Annotated in this window: 19 protein-coding genes; 8 read left to right on the top strand and 11 right to left on the bottom strand. The window is 70.7% G+C overall.

All coding sequences use genetic code 11. The features are described 5' to 3' along the window. Positions 1–22: 22 nt before the first annotated feature. Positions 23–193, bottom strand: coding sequence for a hypothetical protein (locus tag AB0M54_RS18160; RefSeq protein ID WP_364472533.1), 171 nt, complete (start codon positions 191–193; stop codon positions 23–25). 20 nt (positions 194–213) lie between these two features. Between AB0M54_RS18160 and AB0M54_RS18165 the strand changes: the two genes are divergently transcribed. After that, the gene (locus AB0M54_RS18165) at positions 214–366 is read left to right on the top strand and encodes a hypothetical protein (protein ID WP_364472535.1); all 153 of its coding nucleotides are present in this window, start codon (positions 214–216) and stop codon (positions 364–366) included. 29 nt (positions 367–395) lie between these two features. On the opposite strand, the gene AB0M54_RS18170 is transcribed toward AB0M54_RS18165, so the two are convergent. From AB0M54_RS18170 to AB0M54_RS18195, 6 genes are read right to left on the bottom strand one after another with little or no spacing between them, the layout of a single operon-like run. Beyond that, entirely contained in the window at positions 396–935 is a 540-nt protein-coding gene (locus tag AB0M54_RS18170) for a cupin domain-containing protein (protein WP_364472537.1), read from the bottom strand. A 44-nt stretch (positions 936–979) separates the two neighbouring features. Further along, positions 980–2,602: a long-chain fatty acid--CoA ligase gene (locus AB0M54_RS18175; RefSeq protein ID WP_364472539.1), complete on the bottom strand. Its 1,623-nt coding sequence runs from the start codon at positions 2,600–2,602 to the stop codon at positions 980–982. Next, positions 2,602–3,621 (bottom strand): ABC transporter permease, encoded by a 1,020-nt coding sequence (locus AB0M54_RS18180; RefSeq protein ID WP_364324514.1) that lies wholly within the window; start codon positions 3,619–3,621, stop codon positions 2,602–2,604. Before AB0M54_RS18180 ends, AB0M54_RS18175 begins: the two co-directional genes overlap by 1 nt. Further along, positions 3,618–4,610 (bottom strand): ABC transporter permease, encoded by a 993-nt coding sequence (locus tag AB0M54_RS18185; RefSeq protein ID WP_364324517.1) that lies wholly within the window; start codon positions 4,608–4,610, stop codon positions 3,618–3,620. The genes AB0M54_RS18180 and AB0M54_RS18185 overlap by 4 nt, the downstream gene beginning before the upstream one ends. Next, positions 4,607–6,130, bottom strand: a complete 1,524-nt coding sequence (locus AB0M54_RS18190) for a sugar ABC transporter ATP-binding protein (protein WP_364472541.1) — start codon at positions 6,128–6,130, stop codon at positions 4,607–4,609. Before AB0M54_RS18190 ends, AB0M54_RS18185 begins: the two co-directional genes overlap by 4 nt. Further along, the gene (locus AB0M54_RS18195; protein ID WP_364472543.1) at positions 6,127–7,152 is read right to left on the bottom strand and encodes a sugar ABC transporter substrate-binding protein; all 1,026 of its coding nucleotides are present in this window, start codon (positions 7,150–7,152) and stop codon (positions 6,127–6,129) included. The genes AB0M54_RS18190 and AB0M54_RS18195 overlap by 4 nt, the downstream gene beginning before the upstream one ends. An 88-nt stretch (positions 7,153–7,240) precedes the next feature. On the opposite strand from AB0M54_RS18195, the gene AB0M54_RS18200 reads away from it, so the two are divergent. Further along, on the top strand, positions 7,241–9,079 hold the full coding sequence (locus tag AB0M54_RS18200; RefSeq protein ID WP_364324526.1) for a GAF domain-containing protein: 1,839 nt from the start codon (positions 7,241–7,243) through the stop codon (positions 9,077–9,079). 370 nt (positions 9,080–9,449) lie between these two features. Here the strand turns inward: AB0M54_RS18200 and AB0M54_RS18205 are convergent, their stop codons facing one another. After that, a complete protein-coding gene (locus AB0M54_RS18205; RefSeq protein WP_364472545.1) occupies positions 9,450–11,936 on the bottom strand; it encodes an EAL domain-containing protein in 2,487 nt (828 codons plus the stop codon). A 263-nt stretch (positions 11,937–12,199) separates the two neighbouring features. On the opposite strand from AB0M54_RS18205, the gene AB0M54_RS18210 reads away from it, so the two are divergent. Both AB0M54_RS18210 and AB0M54_RS18215 read left to right on the top strand, forming a co-directional pair. Next, positions 12,200–12,967 carry a DUF427 domain-containing protein gene (locus AB0M54_RS18210; RefSeq protein ID WP_364472547.1) on the top strand — a complete coding sequence of 256 codons (768 nt, stop codon included), beginning with the start codon at positions 12,200–12,202 and terminating at the stop codon, positions 12,965–12,967. A gap of 47 nt (positions 12,968–13,014) precedes the next feature. Continuing rightward, positions 13,015–13,614: a hypothetical protein gene (locus tag AB0M54_RS18215; RefSeq protein WP_364324540.1), complete on the top strand. Its 600-nt coding sequence runs from the start codon at positions 13,015–13,017 to the stop codon at positions 13,612–13,614. Here AB0M54_RS18215 and AB0M54_RS18220 read toward each other — a convergent pair. Next, positions 13,604–13,828 carry a hypothetical protein gene (locus AB0M54_RS18220; protein WP_364472549.1) on the bottom strand — a complete coding sequence of 75 codons (225 nt, stop codon included), beginning with the start codon at positions 13,826–13,828 and terminating at the stop codon, positions 13,604–13,606. The genes AB0M54_RS18215 and AB0M54_RS18220 overlap by 11 nt on opposite strands. A 151-nt stretch (positions 13,829–13,979) precedes the next feature. On the opposite strand from AB0M54_RS18220, the gene AB0M54_RS18225 reads away from it, so the two are divergent. Together AB0M54_RS18225 and AB0M54_RS18230 are read left to right on the top strand one after the other, a co-directional pair. After that, on the top strand, positions 13,980–14,315 hold the full coding sequence (locus AB0M54_RS18225) for an RICIN domain-containing protein (protein ID WP_364472551.1): 336 nt from the start codon (positions 13,980–13,982) through the stop codon (positions 14,313–14,315). 25 nt (positions 14,316–14,340) lie between these two features. Next, complete coding sequence (locus AB0M54_RS18230; protein WP_364472707.1) at positions 14,341–14,469, top strand: RICIN domain-containing protein; 129 nt, start codon at positions 14,341–14,343, stop codon at positions 14,467–14,469. 189 nt (positions 14,470–14,658) lie between these two features. Here AB0M54_RS18230 and AB0M54_RS18235 read toward each other — a convergent pair whose 3' ends face one another. Then, on the bottom strand, positions 14,659–15,477 hold the full coding sequence (locus AB0M54_RS18235; RefSeq protein ID WP_364472553.1) for a polysaccharide deacetylase family protein: 819 nt from the start codon (positions 15,475–15,477) through the stop codon (positions 14,659–14,661). Positions 15,478–15,676: 199 nt separating this feature from the next. Here AB0M54_RS18235 and AB0M54_RS18240 point away from each other — a divergent pair, with 199 nt between their 5' ends. Both AB0M54_RS18240 and AB0M54_RS18245 read left to right on the top strand, forming a co-directional pair. Continuing rightward, positions 15,677–17,734 (top strand): hypothetical protein, encoded by a 2,058-nt coding sequence (locus tag AB0M54_RS18240; RefSeq protein ID WP_364324552.1) that lies wholly within the window; start codon positions 15,677–15,679, stop codon positions 17,732–17,734. 19 nt (positions 17,735–17,753) lie between these two features. Next, positions 17,754–19,580, top strand: coding sequence for an endonuclease/exonuclease/phosphatase family protein (locus AB0M54_RS18245; RefSeq protein WP_364472555.1), 1,827 nt, complete (start codon positions 17,754–17,756; stop codon positions 19,578–19,580). 139 nt (positions 19,581–19,719) lie between these two features. On the opposite strand, the gene AB0M54_RS18250 is transcribed toward AB0M54_RS18245, so the two are convergent. Next, entirely contained in the window at positions 19,720–20,160 is a 441-nt protein-coding gene (locus AB0M54_RS18250) for a hypothetical protein (RefSeq protein WP_364472557.1), read from the bottom strand.

A 20,160-nucleotide genomic window follows, 5' to 3' on the forward strand; every position in this document is an offset into this window, starting at 1 on the left:
TGGGCCGAGGGTCGCTACGAGGTCATCCGAGCACGGAACCGGCCCGGTGCGACGCCGAACTTGCGCGGGACGCGTTGGCGAAGGCGTACTCGCTGGAGTAGCCCACCTGGCGGGCGATCGTCGCCAGCGGCGCTCTCGTCTCGCGCAGCAACCGCGCACCGTGGTCGAGACGCCAGTCGATCAGGTACGTCATCGGGGGCTTGCCGACAACGCATGCTCGACCTACACGGCGCGAGCGGTTTCCGGCCGGCCAACGCGCTGCGTCGCTTCTGGCTGGACGTGTCGGTCGCGAGCCGCCACCCGGGGCTCAACCCGTACCTGGCGGTCGAAGACTACGGACGCGCCCTGACCACACCGGCGGAGTGAGCCGGCGCGGCCACAGCGGAGGTGGATGTTCAGACGCGCACCGCTCCGATCTGGACATAACACATCAGCGCCGGTTGGTCGCTCTTGTTGTGCCACGCGTGTCTGGTGCCCAGCTGGATCACGCAGGTGCCGGGGGTCAGCGTCTTCTCCGCGCCGTTGTCGAGCGTGAGACACAGCTCGCCTTCCAGGCAGATCGCGTAGTCGATGGTGTCCGTCGTGTGCATGCCGTCGCCGTCGTCCTCGAACGGGTCCAGCAGCCCGGGGAGTTTCGCCGCGACCTCGCTCGCGATGTCGGCCGGGTCGACGACCGGCTCGGGCTCCGAGGAGTGGGCGGCCCAGCGCAGGAAGAGGGCCCGGCTGCCCCCGACGCCGGGGAAGTAGGGCCGCAGTACCGGTTCCGCGTCCTTCTCGCCGACCCGGGGCTCGCCGTCGGCGGTGCCCCACAACAGGTAGAAGTCGGCGCCGGGCAGAGCCTGGACGGTCACCGATTCGGGCCGGCGATCCTCGACGAAGACCGCGTCGCCCTGAGGGCTGTGGCCGGTGACGATCAGGCGTGGTTCGATGGGCATGGCGGCTCCTTCGTTCGCTGGCGGTTTACTGTGACCCGGTCGGTTCACGGTGACCCGGTCGCCGGGTCGGCGAATCGTCGACGCAATGCTTGTTTCGACCATTTCCCGGTCGCGGTCTTCGGGATCTCGCCCATGATTTCGATCCGTTCCGGAATCCACCACGAGGCGACTCGGCCGCGGAGGTGCGCACGGACTTCTTCCGCCGTGAGGTTAACTCCCGCGGCAGGGACCACGCAGGCCATCGGGCGTTCTCCCCAGCGCGGGTCGCTGATGCCGATCACGGCCGCTTCCCGGACCCGCGGGTCGGCCATCACCGCGTTCTCGAGGAGCACCGACGAAATCCATTCGCCTCCGGATTTCACCAGGTCTTTCGTACGGTCGACAATGCGCAGATAACCCCATTCGTCGATCGTGGCCACATCGCCGGTGCGGAGCCAGCCGTCGGAGGTGAAGCCGTCCCGGCCGATGTCCGTGCCGAAGTAGGCGCGGGCGATCGTGGCTCCGGCGACCTGGAGTTCGCCGGGGGTCTTTCCATCGTGCGGCTGCACCGTGCCGTCGTCGCCGACGACCCGTATCTCGGTCAGCGGCACGGCCGGCCCCGGGGTGCCGATCAGGAGTCGTCGCGCCTCGCCGCGGAGGTTGTCGTGGTGCGTCGCCAGCCGGGAGGTGGTGACGACCGGACTGGTCTCGGTCATGCCCCACGCGTTGGTCAGCGGGATCCCGACGATCTGCTCGTACGCCCGGGACAGCGCGTCGTCGACCGCGCCACCGCCGCAGGCGATGTGGCGCAGGCTGCTGAGATCGTGACTCGCCAGGGCGGGGATGAGGTCGCGCCAGACCGTTGCCACGGCGGCGCTGAAGGTGACCCGGTGCCGGGACAGCAGGGAGACGATCTGCTCCGGGTCGCGAATGGATCCGGGGAGGACCAGATCGGAACCACACTGCATGACGGCGTACGGGAGCCCCCACGCGTTGACGTGGAACATGGGCACGATCGGCGCCACCACGTCCCGCTCGCTCAACGCGAAGACGTCCGCGCCGAGCAGGAGGAGGCTGTGCAGGATCACCGACCGGTGGCTGTAGAGGACGCCCTTGGGGTTGCCGGTGGTTCCGGACGTGTAGCAGAGGGCGGCGGCCGTGTTCTCGTCCTCGACCACCGTCTCGAAGGGCCGGTCGGCCTGCCGGCTCAGGAGCTCCTCGTAGTCGAGAACGCGGGGGTCGTCCGGCAGCGGCATGTCGCCGCCGTCCTCCATCACGACGACGTGCCGGACCGTGCCGAACGACGACACCAACGGCCAGATGACGGGCAGGATCGTCCGGTCGATGAACAGGACGTCGTCGGCGGCGTCGTTGACGATGAAGCTGATCTGCTCGTGGTGGAGCCGGTGGTTGATGGTGTGCAGGATCCGCCCGGAGCTGGGAATCGCGAGGTAGAGCTCGACGTGGCGCTGGCTGTTCCAGGCGAACGTGCCGACGCACGCGCCCGCGGGCACGCCCAGGCTCTCCAGGGCCCGGGCCAGTTTGCGGACCCGGGGTGCCACCTCGCGCCACGTGCTCACGGTCTCGGTGGCGCCGCCGGTGACGATGCGCTTGTGACCGAAGTTGGTCTCGGCTCGCGACAGCAGGGGCGGAATGGTCAGCTGGCGGTCCTGCATCAAGCCGCGCATCAAGACAGCTCCCTTGTGGTGATCGGCATCGAGGCGGGGTTTCGCTCCGGGCGCAGGCGCGTCCGTTGCCGCAGGAGCGCCCGGTGCAGGTCGGGGGCGTCGATCACGACGATCACGCCGAGGAGACCCGCGAAGAAGAGCTGCGTGACGTAACCCGGCAGGGCGGCGACCGTGACGATCTCGGCGAGCAGCGCGACCGCCATGATGCCGCCGAGCAGCCCGAGCGCGTTGCCGCGGCCACCGGCGAGGGAGAGCCCGCCGAGCAGCGCGGCCGCCGCGGCCACGATCAGCGGCTGGACCCCGGGGTCGGGGTTGGCCGATCCCAGACTGAAGCTCAGGAGGGAGCCGCCCAGGGCGGACAGCATGCCGGAGAGCATGAACGTGCCGACGATGAGGCGGCCGACCCGGACGCCGGCCACCTGGCTCGCGCGCCGGTCGCCGCCGATGGCACGCAGCTCACGGCCCCATCGGGTGACGGCCAGCACGACCGCCGCGAGGAGGAAGAGCCCCAGCGTGAGCAGGCTGCGCGGGGAGAAGAACGTCAGCACCGTCTGATCGACCCACAGGGTCACGGACGGGTTCGAGTACGTCTTGGTGAGACCGCCGGACAGCGCGCTGGTGAGGCCCAGGAGCGTGATGTACGTCGCCAGGGTGACCGGCATCGACGGGAGCTTGAGGCCGGCGATGACGCCGCCCTGCACCAGGCCGATGACCCCGCCGGCGGCCACCGCGGCGAGCAGGCCGTAGACCCAGTGCTCCTGGCCGGCCTGAACGGCCAGCATCCCGCCGAGCGCGTACGTTCCCACCACCGACAGGTCGAATTCTCCCGCGATCATCGTCAGGCCCAGCGCGAGCGCGAGAAGACCGAGGCGGGCGAAGATCTGGAAGGTGTTGTAGACGTCGAAGGGCGCGATCGCCGCATCCGTGTACGCCGGGATCATCGCGAACGCGACGATCATGATGGTGACCGACGCCAGCGGCACCAGCGTCTCGGGCCGGCGGAGCGAGCGGGACCTCATGCGTTCCTCCCCTTCGCGTGCAGGTGCACGAGAATGACGACGATCAGGACGATGAGTCCCTTCACCATGATCTGGACCCCGGTGGAGTAGCCGCGCAGCAGCAGGATGTCGGACACGGCGGCGATCAGGACGGCGCCGGCCAGGGTGCGCAGCGCGGAACCGCGACCGCCGGAGATCGGGGTGCCGCCGGCCAGGACGGCGGCGATGGCGTCGAAGGTGAGCGTGCCGCCGAGGTTGACGTTGGCCGACGTGTTGAAGGCCGCGGTGAACGCCGCCGTCACGGCGAACAGGGCGCCCGCCGCGAGCCAGGCCACCGTGGTCGTCCGGCCGACCGGCAGGCCCGCGGTCCAGGCGGCGCGACGGTTCTCGCCGATCAGGTAGAGGGTCCGTCCGAAGGCCGTCCGCCGCAGCAGCCACTCCAGGATCAGCGTCAGGCCGACCAGCGCGTACACGCTGAGCGCCACGCCACCCGGTGTCGCGTTCAGGCGGTCGTACCCGGTCCCGGTGGGGGAGACCGTCTCACCTCCGCTGATCCCGGTGGCCAGCCCCGCGATGGCGAAGCTGGTGGCGATGGTGAGGAGCACCGGGTTGGCCGCGGCATAGCCGATGACGGCGCCCTGCAGGCCGGTGATGAGGGTCCCGCCAGCGATGGCGAGGACCAGCGCCGGCGCCAGGCCGAGCGACTGGGCCGACAGGAAGATCATGCCGACCGCCGCGACGCTCGGCGAGATCGCGAGCGAGACCGCCGACCCGCCGATCGTGATCAACGTCAGGCCGAGCGCCGCGATGCCGACGAGGCTCGCCGACGTGATGATCGCCTTGGCGTTGGCCACCGTCGCGAAGCGAGGGGTCGACAGGCCGGCGACGATGGCCGCCAGCACGGCGAGGACCACGACCACGACGATGATGATCTCGGTACGCGAGCGCCGGCCCGCTCGCTCGGTGGCCGGGGCCTCGGGGCGCGCCGGCGCGGACAGCAGGTTGTTCATGGCCGTTCCTCCACCAGAGCCGGGCCCGCGCCGTGGGTCATCTCCCGCAGCAGGACCGTGTCGGCCGGGTCGCCGTCGTGGCGCCGTACCGCCTCGCCCTGGTGCATGGTGACCACGACATCGGCCAGGTCGCGCAGTTCCTCGAGCTCGGTCGAGCTGAACAGCACCGCGATGCCACGGTCGGTGGCGTCCCGGAGGAGCGCGTGGATCGCCGCCCGCCCGCCGACGTCGACGCCACGCGTCGGATCGTCGAGCAGCAGCACGCGGACGTCGTCCCGGCCGAGGCAGCGCCCGACGAAGACCTTCTGCTGGTTGCCGCCGCTGAGCGAGCCGACCGCGTGGCCGGCCCGCGCGGGGTCGAGACCACACAGGTCGAGGAGTACGGCCAGCGCCTTCGACCAGCGGCGCGGGTCGAGAACCCCGAGCCGGGTCACCTGGGACAGCCGCGTGGCGAGCAGGTTCCAGCTGACCGGCCGGCGCAGGAACAGCCCGTCGGCCTTGCGGTCGTTCGAGACGAACGCGATGCCGGCCCTGATCGCGCCGGCCGGGTGGCCGAGGCCGACCGCCGTACCGTCGACGGTCAGCTCCGCGGTGGCCGCGGGCATCAGACCCGCGATCGCGCGCAGCACGTCGGAGGCGCCCGACCCGAGCTGGCCGGCCAGGGCGTACACCCGGCCGGCTCGGAGGGTGAGGCTGAAGTCGCGGACACGGCCGGGCACGGACAAGCCGGAGACGGTGAGCACCTCGACGCCTTCGACGTCGCCGGTGGTGCGCCGGCCCAGCCGTTGTGGCGCCTCGCCGAGCATCTGGACGATGAGCGAGTCGAGCGTCAGCTCCGCCACCGGGGTGGTCGCCACCACCGCTCCGTCGCGCATCACGGTCACCTTGTCGCAGAGGCCGAGGACCTCACCGAGCCGGTGCGAGACGAAGAGGACGGCGCAACCGGCGGCCGCGACGTTGCGGACGGCCTCGTACACGTAGGCGCTCTCGACGTCGCTGAGCGTGGCCGTCGGCTCGTCGAGGATGACCAGCCGCGCGTCCTGGCCCAGGGCGCGCGCGATCTCGACCAGCTGCCGCTCCCCGATGCCCAGGTCACCGAGCGGCTGATCGAGGCCGACGTGGGCGAGGCCGACGCTGTCGAGCAGGACCCGCAGCCGTCGCCCGGTGGCGCGTGGCCGGTTGATCCAGCGGGCCCGGAGGTCGCCGAGAATGAGGTTCTCGGCCACCGTGAGCGAGGTGACGACGCTGAGCTCCTGGTCGACCAGGGCCACCCCGTTGCGCTGAGCGACCTGCCGGCTCCGCAGGTCGACCACCTCGCCGCCGATGAGCACCGCGCCGTCGTCCGGCGCCACCTGCCCGGACAGCATCTTGACGACCGTGCTCTTCCCGGCGCCGTTGTGCCCGCACAGGGCGTGGATCTCGCCGGCCGCGAGGCCGAACGAGGCGCCGCGTACCGCCCGCGTGTTGCCGAAGCTCTTGACCAGCCGGTCCACCCGGACCAGGTCGTCATCCGGACTCATGCTTTGCTGCACTGTTCCGCGTACTGGTCGACGTTCCCCTTGGTGACCCGCTCCTCCTTGACCAGCTCCTTCGCCGGCGGCTTGGGCCCGCCGAAATACCTGATCACGTAGTCGGCGGTCTGCTCGGCGATGGTGCCCGGGTCCTCGGTGGCGGTTCCGTAGAGGGCGCCGGACCTGATCGCGTCGATGCCGACCTTGAAGCAGTTGCTGCCGGTGACGATGACGCCGGTCTTGCCGCCCACCTCGCAGCCCGCCTGCTTGGCCGCGGCGATGATCGGGAGCGCCTGGTAGTCGGCCATGCCGTACGCGCCCTGGATGCCCGAGCAGCCGTACTTGGCGAAGAGCTGGGTGGCGATCCGGCCGGAGAGGGTCGGATCCCAGTTGCCGTCCTGGACGTCGACCACCTTGTACTCCGGCGTCCTGGCCAGCTCGGCGTCGAAGCCCTTCATCCGGTCCTGGGAGGCGAAGCCGGACTTGGTCCCGGTGATCGCGATGATGTTGCCGGAGGACTTCCCCTGCGCCTTCATCCCTTCGACCAGGTTCTGGGCCGCCGCGGTGCCCAGCGCTTCGCTGTCGGACAGGACCTGCATGACATCGCCGTCGGTGGACGGGTCGGGCCGGCCGTCGAAGACGAGCACCGGGATGCTCGCCTGCTTCGCCTTCTTGATCGGCACGACCATCGACGAGGTGTCCAGCAGGGCGGCGACGATCAGGTCGGGACGGTTGGCGATCGCCTGGTTGAAGTTCGACACCGCGGTGCCGGGATCCATCGTGGTGAGGTCCCGGATCTTGGCGCCTTCGGCTTCGAGCTTCTTGACGAACACGCCGTTGAAGTAGGCCCCCCACGGGTTGTCCTTGCCGTACCCGACGAAGTCGATCGTCTTGCCCTCGAGCCCGCCGGCGCCGCCGGACGACGTGGCGCTGCCGCCGCCGGACGAGCCGCCTCCGCACCCGGCGGCTAGCAGGCCGACAGCCGCCGCGGCTACGGCGAGCCTCAGGTGCGTGACATGGGCACTGATCATGAGACAACTCCCGGTTTGCGCATTTCTGTGACCCGTGTCACATGGTCGTGCGACGAACTCTAGGAGCGTCTGGATCACTCGGTGAGGGATGATCAGCACACTGTCCGGCGCAACGAGGTGGGGAGATAGTCCACTGAGTGACCCCTCCACACCTGAGACGTCCAGCGCGGATCTGGCGTCCTATCGCCTGCGGCGAGAGCGAGAGCTCAGTTCGCTGTACGCCACCGCCCGCTCGCTGACCGCCCTCGGCGAGATCGACGAGGTGCTCGATTCGATCGTCCGCGCCGCGCATGAGCTGATCGGCACCGACATCACGTACCTCTCGCTCCTCACGCCCGAGGGCAAACTGACGCTGAAGGCCTCGCAGGGCACCATCTCGCCGACCTTCAACCAGGCCAGCGTGCCGTGGGGGACCGGCGTCGGCGGCCGCGTCATCGCCACCGGCGCCCCCGCCTGGGTGAGCAACTACCTGAACACGCGTGACGTGCCGCACGACCAGAAATTCGACGACCTCGTCGCCCCCGAGGGAATGGTCGCGCTGCTCGGCGTCCCCCTGCTGGTGGGGGAGAAGGTGATCGGCGCGCTGTTCGTCGCCGACCGCACCGAGCGGCCCTTCGAGAACGACGAGGTGGCCCTGCTGAGCGCGTTCGCCGACCACGCGGCGATCGCGCTCAACAACGCCCGGCTGTACGACGAGAGCCGCTCCGCCCTCAAACAGCTCCAGTCCGCGTACCTCACCATCGAACGCCAGATCGCGATGATGGAACGGGCCCAGTCGGTCCATGAGTCCCTGGCCACCGTGGTGCTCAAGGGCGGCGGCGCCACCGAGATCGCCACGCTGCTGGTCGAGCACCTGCACGGCGTGGTCACCGTGTTCGACCGGCACGGCGCGATCACCGCCCGGTGCTCGCCGGACACGCCCGACGCGCGGCCTTCGCCAGGGTCGACGCCGGACGCGGTTGAGCAGGCCCGGCGGTCCGGGCGGTGGGCGACGACCTCCGACGGCGCCGGCCGCTGGCACAGCGCGGCGGCCATCCAGGCCGGCGACACACACCTCGGCGCCCTGCTGCTGACCCGGGACGAGGAGCCGACCCCGGTCGACATCCGCACCCTGGAACGGTCCGCCCAGATCATGGGCCTGCTCATCCTCAAGGAGACCGCCGTCGCCGAGGCCGAGGAGCGGGTCAGCGGCGAGCTGCTCACCGAGCTGCTGGTCAGCGCCCCGCCGGTGGGCCCGGCCCAGCGGGCGCGCGCCCACGCCCGAGGTGTCGACGTCGATTCGCTGAACGTCATCGTCGTCGTGCAGGCCGAAACGAAGCTGGCGTCGGAGGTCAGCCGCCGGCTGCACGCCATGTCGCGGGAGTGGAACGGGCTGGCCGGTGAACACCTGGGACGGGCCACTCTGCTGGCCGCGGCGGATGACCCCGCCGGACTCGCCGCGACAGTGCACGGCCGCCTCCGCCGGGAACTCGGCTCACCGGTGCGGGCGGTCGCCGAAGGCGTGCCGGACGGCACCTGGGGACGCGCGTTCGAGATCGCCGGCAAGTGCTGCGACCTCATGCTCGGTCTCGGCCTGACGGACCAGGGCTCGACGACCGAGCCGTACGCCATGTACGCGCTGCTGTTCGACCCCGGCCGCGCGCAGGACCTCGACCGATTCCTCACCGAGTCGCTGGCGCCCCTGCTGGCCTACGACCAACGCCGATCGACCCGGCTCGTCGCCACCCTGTCGGCGTATTTCGGCAACTCCGGCAACCTCGCCCGTACCGCCGGCGCCCTGCACGTGCACACGAACACCCTGCTCAAACGACTCGACCGCGTCGAAAGCATTTTGGGCGACCAATGGCGTACCCCGGACCGAGCCCTTCAACTGCAGGTGGCACTACGCCTGCACGAGCTCCGGAACCGGATCGACCGGCAGACCTGACCGCTCGTGACGTCCTGGGCGGACGGTCAGAAGGAGCCGTCGTACGCCGGATGTCCGACGGCCCACTGCAGGAGTGGTTGCGAGCCGTCGACCGGACGAGCACGTGGACGACGTCGGCCTGCACCGGGTCCTTGATCCTCGTCGCCGCCGGAATTCTTCGGTGCGTTCACCGTGTGACTCGTGATCGGCGTGCTCGCCGCCGTCGCCGCCCTCTGGCAGCTGCGGACCGACGAGGTCAGCGACTATCCCCTGTGAACCAGTCCACCCGGAGGATGATCAGCACACGGCGAACCCGGGCCGCGGTGCCGGCCACCCGCCTGCTGGGCGAACACCCGCACTGATCGGGCGCTTCGGCGAGCTCCGGCCTCGCTCAGGACAGGATGGGTTGCGGGGCTCGCAGGAAGTCGTCGATCTGCTCGGCGGGCATCGGCCGGCCGAAGTAGAAGCCCTGCATCAGCGGGCAGCCCAGCCGGCGGAGCCGGGCGAGCTGGTCGGCCGTCTCGACGCCCTCGGCCACGACGCGCAGGTCGAGGACCTGAGCCAGGTTGAGGATCATCTCGACGATCGCCTCGTCCTCGCGGTCGTGGCCGATGCCGGCGACGAAGGACCGGTCGATCTTCAGCGCCTGCACCGGGAAGCGACGCAGGTAGGTCATGGAGGAGTAGCCGGTTCCGAAGTCGTCGAGCTCCAGGCGGACACCGAGCGCGGCGATCGCACGCAGCGTCTCCGCGGCCGCGTTCGTGTCGGCCATGAGGGTGGTTTCGGTGATCTCCAGCGAGAGGGCGTGCGCTTCGAGTCCGGTCTCGGCGAGGACGGCGGCGACCGTCGAGGCGAACGACGGGTCGGCCAGTTGGGCGCTCGCGACGTTCACGGCCACTCGCAGACCGGGCTGATGCTGCTGCCATCGCACGGTCCGGGCGCAGGCCTGGGCCAGGATCTCGGCCCCGAGTGGCACGATCAGACCGGTCTCCTCGGCCAGCTCGATGAAGTCGCCCGGCCCGAGCAGCCCGCGGGCCGGGTGCTGCCAGCGGGCGAGCGCCTCGAACCCGACGACCGACGCGGTGACGCCGTCGACGATCGGCTGGAAATGGGGGCGGATCTGCCCGCCGGTGATCGCGTGCCGCAGTTCCTCCTGGGTCCGCAGCCGTAGTTCGACGGCTGTCCGCAGGGTCTCGTTGAAGATCACCACCCGGCCGCGGCCGCGTTGCTTCGCCTGGTACATGGCGACGTCGGCGTCGCGTACCAGGTCCTCGGGGGTCTGGTCGCCGGTCTGGTCCGCGAAGGCGATCCCGACACTGGCGCCGACCGTGACCTCCCGGGCCGCGGCGCCGGTGCCGACCATGATCGGCCGGCTCAGGTCCGTCATGATCAGGTCGGCCGTCCCGGTCGCGGTGTCCGGGACCACGAGGTCCGGGCAGATCACCACGAACTCGTCGCCGGCCAGCCGCGCCACCGTGTCCCCGCCGCGCGAGATCGTGGTCAGCCGGCCGGCGATCTCGATGAGGACCTCGTCGCCGGTGTGATGCCCGAGCGAGTCGTTGATCGGCTTGAACCGGTCCAGGTCGATGAACAGGACGGCCATCAGGGTGCCGTCGCGCCGGCTGCGGGTCAGGGCCTGCTCCAGCCGGTCCAGCACGAGGGCCCGGTTCGGCAGCCCGGTGAGGGTGTCGTGGGTGGCCTGCTGCGCGAGCCGGTTGGTCGCGGCTTCGGTCCTGGCCACCGTCTCGTTGAGCGCTCGGGCCACGGAGCTGAGCTCGTCCCGCGTGTCCACCGCGACCCGCCGCGTGAGATCGCCACCCGCGACGGCGTGCAGGGTCGCCATGATCCGCCGGATCGGCCACGCGACCGAGAGATAGAAGCCCACGAAGAGGTACGCGGCGAGCAGCGCCGCCAACCCGGTGGCCAGCTCGACGCGTTCGGCCCGGCCCGAGAAACCGTCGATCCGGACCCTCAGCAGCCGGTCCAGCGACGTCGCGGCCTGGGCGGCGAAGTCGGTGGCGGCCACCCGTACGGCGTCGGAGACGTCCGCCGGGATGTCGCCCGGGCGGCGGTCCTTGACGGCCGCCGCCAGGGTGGCCGTCAGCCTCGCCATCGCGTCGTCCAGCCGCCGGAAGCTGGCGCCGGTGTCGAGGCGTACGCCGGAGTCGGCGGTTTTGGCCATGATGGTCGCCACCGCGCGGGCGACAGTGGCCCGGGTCGCCGTGAGGACGCCGTTGGTGAGCCCGAGGTCGATCAGCGCGTCCGTCCGGGCACTGGCGGGCGCCGAGGCGGCCAGCACGGCCAGATCCGCGCTCCGCCCGGCGTTGTCGAGCACCACCGGCAGCCGGAACTGGAGCGTGTCCATCAGGTAGTAGCTGTCGATGTCCGGATCGAGGGTCAGGTTGGAGGCGTCACCGACCCGGACGATCAGATCGAGAATCGACTGCATCGCCGCGTTGTAACCCTCGTACCGCTCGCTCGCCGGGCCGGTGGCCGACTGCGCGGCGATGATCAGCCCGCGGGCGCCCGCCCACGCGTCGCCGGTGCCCAGGATCGAGGTCAGGCGCCGGTTGACGGCGTCCACCGTACTGATCTCGCGGTCGAGCACCACGGAGCCCCCGTCGCCGGTGACCGCCACGTGGCGGGCCTGTGCGACCCGGGAGGCCAGGTGGGCCAGCGGGGCCAGGCAGGCGACGCCGTCACGCTCCTTGGCGCTGAAGGCCACCTGGTCACGCTGCAGTTCGACGTACGCCGCGGCGACGAATCCCAGCGGGAGCAGGAGCACCAGCCCCACCACGAAGAACTTCTGCGCATACCGCAACCGGCCGATGAGCGTGGCGGCCGCCCCGAACACCAGGCCGACCGCTCGAGTGATCACAACCTTCGCTCCTTGTCGGCCGCGGCCGGATGCCACTCAATGATCATCGGCCGTCAGCGGCCCGTCTTGAGGCACTCTTGCCGGAGAAGTCGCCGCCGGCGTCCGGTCCGGAGCACCGCAGGCTGTGACCGCCCGGAACACCCCGCCGGGCGTGATCCACCGTAAGGGAGCCGTAAGGTCGGAAAGCAGGCTCGGCCGGACCTGCGGCTCTACGGTGGTTCCAGCGTCAGACGTCCGCACCGCCGAGGGATCAGGACGACAGAATGGCTGATTACCCACGCATGATCGCCGTGACGGGCACCGTCGAGCCGGCTCCGCGGCGAGTGCGCGGTGAGGTGGGCGGCCGGCTGGTGTTCGACACCGTCAACGCCCTGTACGTCTGGGAGTGGCCGAACTATCCCCAGTACTACATCCCGCTCGACGACGTCGACCGTTCGATGCTGGTCGACGAGGGACGCGTGCTGCGATCGCGCCGTGGTCCGGCGCAGGGACATGCCCTGCGAGCCGGCACGGTCGACCGGCCGAACGCGGCGAAGGTCTACGGCGAGGGCGCGCAGGCGGGGCTGGAGTCGACGGTGCGCTTCGAGTGGGACGCGCTGGACGCGTGGTTCGAAGAGGATGAGCAGGTGTACGTGCATCCGCGGAACCCGTACACGAGGGTTGACGCCCTGCGCTCCACCCGGACCGTCCGGATCGAGTCGGCCGGCGTGCTCCTGGCGCAGTCGTCGGCGCCGGTGATGGTGTTCGAGACGGGGTTGCCGACGCGGTACTACTTCGACCGCCACGCCGTCGACTTCACCCACCTGGTGCCGAGCGGGACGATGACGTCCTGTCCCTACAAGGGGAACACGAGTGGCTACTGGTCGGTCCGGCTCGGCGACGAGGTCGAGCCGGACCGGGCCTGGACCTACGACCTCCCGACGCGTCAGCTGCTGCCGATCGCGGGACTGATCGCGTTCTACAACGAGAAGGTCGACGTCGTCGTGGACGGGGTGCGGCTCGAACGCCCCACCACGCACCTCGTCCGTTGAGGCCCGCACCGCGCGATGCCGCCCGAGGTGGGTGGACTCTGCCGCTCGTGACGGTCGGACCGCTGCTGCTGGCCGCGGCCGGGCTGGCGCACCCCGGCGGCCTGTCGGCCACGACCGCCCACGACTGGGTCCACCTGCACATCGTCTTGCTCCCGTTGTTCCCGCTGCTGGCTCTCGGCTTCGTCGTGCTGCTGCGCGGGCGTCCGCGTGCCGACGTGGCCGGAGTGGCCACGGTTGTCGCGTGGGCGGGCGCGGCGGTCTACGCGGTCGGCTACACGGGCCTGGACGCCGTCGCGGGCATCGGGGCGGGCACGGTCGCCGGACAGCCCGGCGATCCGTCCGAGCTGCGCCGGTTGGTGCTCGCCCTGTACGAGGTGGCCGACGAGATCGGTCGCGCCGGCGTCTACGCCCTGCTCGTCGCCGTGCTGGCCGGCACGGTGGCGCTGCTGACGTGGCACGGTCCGGGCGTCCTCGCGGGCACGGTCGTTCTGCTCGGCGCCGGCTACTCGTTCCTGGACAGCCACATCTTCTGGCCGCGCGGCGTGCTGACCATGCTGGCGATCGCGATCGGGTTCGCGCTCTGGGCCTGGGCCGCCGGGCGTCGCCCCCGGCCGGCGGCTCCCGCCCCGGACACCGTCACCACCTGATGCCCGTCGGCGCGACCACGAGCACCAGGCGGTCGATGTAGCGACCGCCCGGACGAGCGTCGTCCGCAGGCCGGACTTCTGGAGATGCGTCCTCGACGTGGCGCTTCAGTTCGTAGAGCGGTACGCCCGGGCTGCGTTCGGCGCCGCCGGCCGAGCTGAAGACCACGCTGGGTACGGCCACCGCGCTCGGCGCAGGGTCTTTCGGCGCGCTCACAATACGTATCGAAATCGAGCCGATACGTAGGTGTACGGATCCCGCTGTAGCCCCCGACCGGCCCATCGTAACTAGCGGAACATCGCCCGGATCCGTAGCGACCTGCGCGGCGTGCGGTGCGCCGCCGTCGTTGCATCTCTCTGGAGGGACCATGAATCGACACATCCGTCGGGCGCTTGCCGCACTCGCGGCCACCGCAGCCATCATCGGCACGACTGCCACTCCCGGCGCCGCCGCATATCCCTACTACAAAGTGGTCAACCGGCACAGTAACCAGTGCCTCGAAATTGCCGGGGGCAGCAGCGAATCTGGATGGTGGGCCCAGCAATGGCCATGTTTCGGCGGAGAACACCAGATATGGCGCATACCATTGTTCACGCCCGTTCGGCAGATCGTAGTCCGGCACACCGGTTTCTGCCTGACCGCGCTCGGCGGATACGCGTTTCAGATGCCCTGCAACGGCACGGTGAACCAGAACTGGGGATAAGACGCTCCTGCCTGGAACCGTCGGCATCTACGAGTTCCGCTCCGCGCTCAACGGCCACTGTCTTCAAGTCGAGAACAGGAGCACGGTCGAAGGCGAGCTCGTCGGACTAGCGACATGCACCGGTGCGGCGTACCAACAATGGCAGCTGTTATAAGCATGCCGAGTACATCGCCCGAGCCCCATCCATGATCACGCGTCCTCACATCGGCCAGGTCGTCGAACCCGTCCGGCGCTGTCAACGCCGTGATGGGCGGTGAACTCAGACATCTGCCGCTCCCCGTGTATCCGGGACACCCGGCGCCGCTGGCGGCGGCGCCGTTACCGCAAGCCGATTCCTGGACGGTCAGAGCTCCGCGGCCGGATCGACGATGGCGTACGGCTGCGGGGGCAGGACGTCGCCACTGGTCGGCCCGAGCGGCAGGTAGGGCACCGGGTTGACGACCCGGGGAACGGGCGTCCGCCCAGCGTGGAGCCGCGCCGGAACCACCTCGCCGACGGCGTTCAGCAGGCCGAAGCAGTAGCCCGACCGCTGGGCCTGGTGGATCACCTGCGGCAGCGCGGCCTGGACGGCGGCTCCGGCCGCGGAGTCGATCGGACCGTCGTGCATCAGGATCACCAGTCCCGGCCGCAGGGCCTGCACGATCGTGTCGCGGATCTCGTCGCTGGTGGTGGCGACGTCCCAGTCCACGGCGACCACGTCCCAGTTGACGTAGTGATAGCCCAGGCGGCCCAGTTGCGCCCGGACGGCGTCATCGGTGTCGCCGAACGGAGGCCGCAGAAGCTTGAACGGCATCGGCGCGCCGGCCTTGCGAAGCACCTGCTGGGTCCGGAGGACCTGCGACCGCACCTGCGCCGGCGTGAGAGTGGGCAGGTGTGGATGACTCCAGGTGTGGTTGAGGACGAGGTGACCCTCACCAGCCTCGAACGCGGCGAACTGCGGATTCGCCTCGACGCGCATGCCGACGTCGAAGAAGGTGGCCGGAACGCCGTTACGGCGCAGGGTTCGCAGGGTCGCGCTCCGGTAGTGGCTGGGACCGTCGTCGAAGGTCACTCCGATCCAGTCACGACACTTCTGATCCGCCTGGGCCGCCTGCGTCGTGGTGGACATCGCGAGGGGCAACCCGAGCGCCGCTGCCAGCAGTCCGCGCACGAAGCGGTTCATCGCTGCTCCTCTATGTCCTTGGGTGGCGAATCCGGACGTTACTCCTGCTCTTGACCGACCAACAGGCCTATGGCCCCGGCGACACCGGCTCCCTTGATCCATTGATGCGACGTCTTGACAACAACCGATGCCTGTCTGACGCTCAATGAACTTCGGCCGCCGGAGCGAGCCATCCGGCCTGCAAGAAGGGACCGCCGCCATGTCCCTGTCGCTGCGCCACCGATTCCGCCGCAACCGCACATCCGCCTACCCGGTGGCCGCGCTCCTCTCGCTCGCCGTGGCCACGGTCGTGTCCGTGCCCGCAGCTCAGGCCGCGCCGATCACGCCCGACGCCGACGCCCTCGACGGCGCATGCGCAACGCTGCAGGTCCACAACGGCTCTAGCCCGGTGGGCTACGTGGCGCGAAGCGGTGCCGGCTACGGCTTCACCTCCGCCGTCGCCGGCGCCACGCCGTTCCGGCTGGAGGCCACCCAGCTCGGCCGCTACGAGGTGTTCGGCTCCGACGGCAGACCGGCGTACCAGAGCGTCGTCGGTTTTGTCCTCGCCGGGGACTCGTACGGCGACCGGGCCGACTTCACGGTGACCAAGACCGGCGACCGGTACCGGTTCACCGCGACCGCCACCGGCCAGGTCATGGGCTCGCTCCTGGGCCGGCTCGGAGCGGCCGGATCGTCGTACACCGTCGCTCTGGCCACCGCGACAGGCTGCTACACCCCGCCGGACATCGATCCCGGCGTCAGCGGCACCGCCGCGCCCGGCGTCGACAGCAGCGGCCGGCTCGTGGGCACCATCGACGCCCACGCACACATCACCGCGGCCGCCGCGTTCGGCGGGCGGATGCACTGCGGAGAGGCGTGGGCCTCCGGTGGCGTCCAGACGGCGCTCGCCGGCTGCGACACGCACCGCAGCCTCAACGTGGGTGCCCTGTTCGAGGCGATCGTCGGGGGAACCGACCCGGTGAACTCTCCCGAGGACGGCTGGCCGACCTTCGGCGACTGGCCGCAGCACAACTCGTTGCTGCACGAGCAGTCGTACTACCGGGGGATCGAACGCTCCTGGCGGGCCGGCCAACGCGTGCTCAACGCGCTGCTGGTGGCGAACCGCGCCATCTGCGAGCTGTTCCCGTACCGCGACACCTCGTGCGACGAGATGGATCAGATCCGGGTCCAGTCCCGGTACCTGTACTCGATGCAGGACTACATCGACGCGCAGAGCGGCGGCGCCGGCCGGGGCTGGTTCCGCATCGCCACCACGCCGGCGCAGGTACGCGCCATCGCCGCGCAGGGAAAGCTGGCCGTGACGATCGGCGTCGAGAACTCCGAGATCTTCGGCTGCCGCGAGATCAACGACGTCCCGCAGTGCACCACCGCCCAGATCGACGCCGGCCTCGACGAGTTGCAGTCGATCGGTGTCTCCGGTCTCTACCCGGTGCACAAGTTCGACAACGCCTTCGGCGGCACCCGGTTCGACTCGGGCCTCAGCGGAGCGTTCGTCAACGTGGGCAACCTGCTGTCCACCGGGCACTGGTGGACAGCCACCAGCTGCAGCGGCCCGTCCGACAACGAGCAGCCGCTCGTCAACGACGACCTGGTCCGGCTGCTCAGCCTCGGCGTCGTGAACCTGCCGCCCGGCACCGTGCTGCCGGTCTACCCCAGCGGCAAGATCTGCAACACCCGCGGGCTGACCACCCTCGGCCGCTACCTCATCCAGAAGATGATCGACCGCGGCATGATCATCCACGTCGACCACATGAGTGTGAAGACCGTGCAGGCGGTGCTCGACCTGGCCGCGGCCGCCGGCTACCCGGGCGTGACCTCGGTGCACAGCTGGTCCGATCCATCGATCATCGATCGGGTGCTGGCGCTGGGCGGCTTCGTGGCGACGTATGCGAACTCCGTACCGGAGTTCCTCAGCGAATGGCGCGCCAACCGCGCCGGGCCGCACGGCAGCGCCATCACCGGGTACGGCTACGGCACCGACGTCAACGGCCTCGGCGATCAGGCGAACCCACGTCCGGACGCCGCCGCCGACCCGCTGGTCTACCCGTTCACCGCGCCCAACGGCACCACGGTGACCAAGCAGGTCTTCGGATCGCGGACGTTCGACGTCAACACCGACGGCGCGGCTCAGTACGGCCTGTTCGCCGACTGGACGACCGACCTCATCCAGCAGTCCGGCGGCGACAGCACCCTGCTGCGGCAGCAGCTGTTGTCCGGGGCCGAGGCGTACGTCCGGATGTGGGAGGCCGCCCGGTAGGCAGGGATACCGTCCAGGAATGGAACTCCGTGGCGTTGCGCGCCGGGCCTTCGGGCTCGCGGTGGGAGTCCTGCTGTTCGTCGACGTGCTCCGGGTCTGGCTGCCGTCGATCATCACCATCTTCGGACAGGCGGCGTCGACCCCGGCGTGGCTCCTCGGCGCCTTCGGGCTGGTCTGGCTCCTCGGTGGCTTCGCCGCACCCCCGCTGTGCCGGTGGCTCGGCCCGCGGCGGGTCGCCGTCGTCGCTGCCGTGCTCCTCGGCGCCGCCCGTGCCGCCCTGCTCTTCGTGCACGGCGGCCGGCCGCAGCTCTACCTCGCTTCGGCCGGGCTGCTGGCCGGGATCGGCTGGCTGGCCGCGACGGCCGACCGCGGCGCCCGGGTCAGCCCGGGGGTGCCGCTCGGGATCGCCGCCGCGAGCATCCAGCACGCCGTGCTCGGCATGGTCGACCTGAGCTGGCGCACCAGCTGGTGGGCGTGGCTGGCCGGGCTCGCGGAGGTGGCCGCGTTCCTGTGGCTGTCCGCCGGTGACCAGGATGATCCGGAGTCGCCGGCCGGCGGCTGGTTCATCGTCGGCCCGGCCCTGCTGCTCGCCGGCATGCTTGCCGTCTCACCGGCCCTCAACTCCGTCGCGCTGTCCTACCTGGGCGCACCCTTCGAGGACACCAACCGCCCCTTCCTGTACGCCCCGATCAGCGTCGCGGGCGCGTTGCTCTTCCTCTGGTCCGCCGTGAGCCCACCGGAACGGCTGCGGCTCGCCGCCGGGCTGGGGCTCGTCGCCGGCACCGTGGTATTCGCCTACGCCGGTGGCCGCTGGCTGCCGGTCGCCATCCTGCTCGCCGCACCGTCCCTCGGCATCTGCGTCGGACTGGCCGCGGAACGCGCGAAGCACCGTGGTTACGCGCTCGTCGGTGGGGTGCTGGTCTTCGGCCTCGCCGCGATCGCGTACTACGCGGCCTACGACATCGGCTATCCGAACCAGTGGGTGCCCGTCGCCGTTGGCCTTGCCACAGCGGTCTACGCCTGGCGTGCGCCGGGTCCGGCCCGGGTCACCGTCGTACGACCGGCCGTGGTGGTGACGGCCGTCGTGCTGCTCGGCGTCTCGACCGGCCTGGCCGGCGTGGCGCGGACCAGCGGAGACCGGCGTGGGCCGGACCAGCCCCGGCTGCGGCTCGTCGCCTACAACATCCGGATGGGCTTCGGGCTGAACGGGAGGTTCGACCCGGACGCGACCGCCCGGGCGATCGCCGTGGAGCGGCCCGACGTCGTCGCCCTGTCCGAGGTCGACCGCGCCTGGCTGCTCAACGGCGGCCACGACGACCTCGCGCTGCTCGCGCGCCGGCTGGACATGCACGCCTACTTCGCACCGGCCGCCGACCCGGTCTGGGGCGACGCGATACTCACCCGCCTGCGCGTCGGCACCGTGCGCAGCCTGGTTCTGCCGGCCGCCGGCGCACCGACCGGCGCGCAGGCCCTCGGTGTCACCGTGCCGGTCGCCGGCCGCGAGTGGACCGTGGTGGCGACCCACCTGCAACCGCCTCCCGACGGCGCCCCCGACGCGCAGGCCCGCGCCCTGACCGCGTTCGCCAAGGGCTTCGGCGGCGGCCCGACCGTGATCGCCGGCGACCTGAACATCGCGCCGGACGGCACCACGATGGGCCTCTTCCGCGACGGTGGCCTGGCCGACGGCCTGGCGCCCTTCCGTCCGGTGCCGACGTTCCCGGCCGGCAATCCGGTCGAGGAGATCGACCACATCCTGGTGCTGGGCGGCTTGCGCGTGACCGACGTACGGGTCGGCACAACGACCGCATCCGACCACGCCCCGGTGGCGGTGACGCTCGAGGGATGAGGGACGCATCCGCGTCGCTGCACTTCACCGGGATCGCCTGCCGGGGAACCGTCGAAGGTTGGCGCGCGGCGCCGTCAGCCGCCTTCAAGCGCGGTGCGGTAGCGTCCGGGCGACCCGATCGGAGACGCTCACCAGTGAGTCAGGGCCGGCCGGCGTGGCGGGCGTCGGCGAGACGGGCCGCGGTGTCGCTGGCCCATGCCGGGAACAGACAGACCGCGGTCATCGCGACGCCCACGATCAGGCCCAGCTCACCGTCGAGGAAGCTGTCGGCGATGACGCCGGCGATCGCGGGAACCGCCGCGATGATCCAGTCGACGCGGGCGGGGATGGAACGGACACGATCGCTGGGGACCGACCGCAGGCCCTGGATGAGCGCGGTCATCAGGAACGCGACCCGGACCAGGAAGATCACCGTCGTGGGGAGCACGACGATCAGGGCCGGCTCCTCCGGGAGCGCGACGACGAAGATGATCGGCAGGGTAGCCACGATCGCGGTCATGATCAGCGTGATGGCGAGGAACCCGGCGTAGGTCAGGCGTACCCGCCGGCCGCCTCGCGCTGTGAGTTGTCCCTCGCCCAC

It is taken from the genome of Actinoplanes sp. NPDC051470 (assembly GCF_040682035.1).
GTDB lineage: Bacteria > Actinomycetota > Actinomycetes > Mycobacteriales > Micromonosporaceae > Actinoplanes.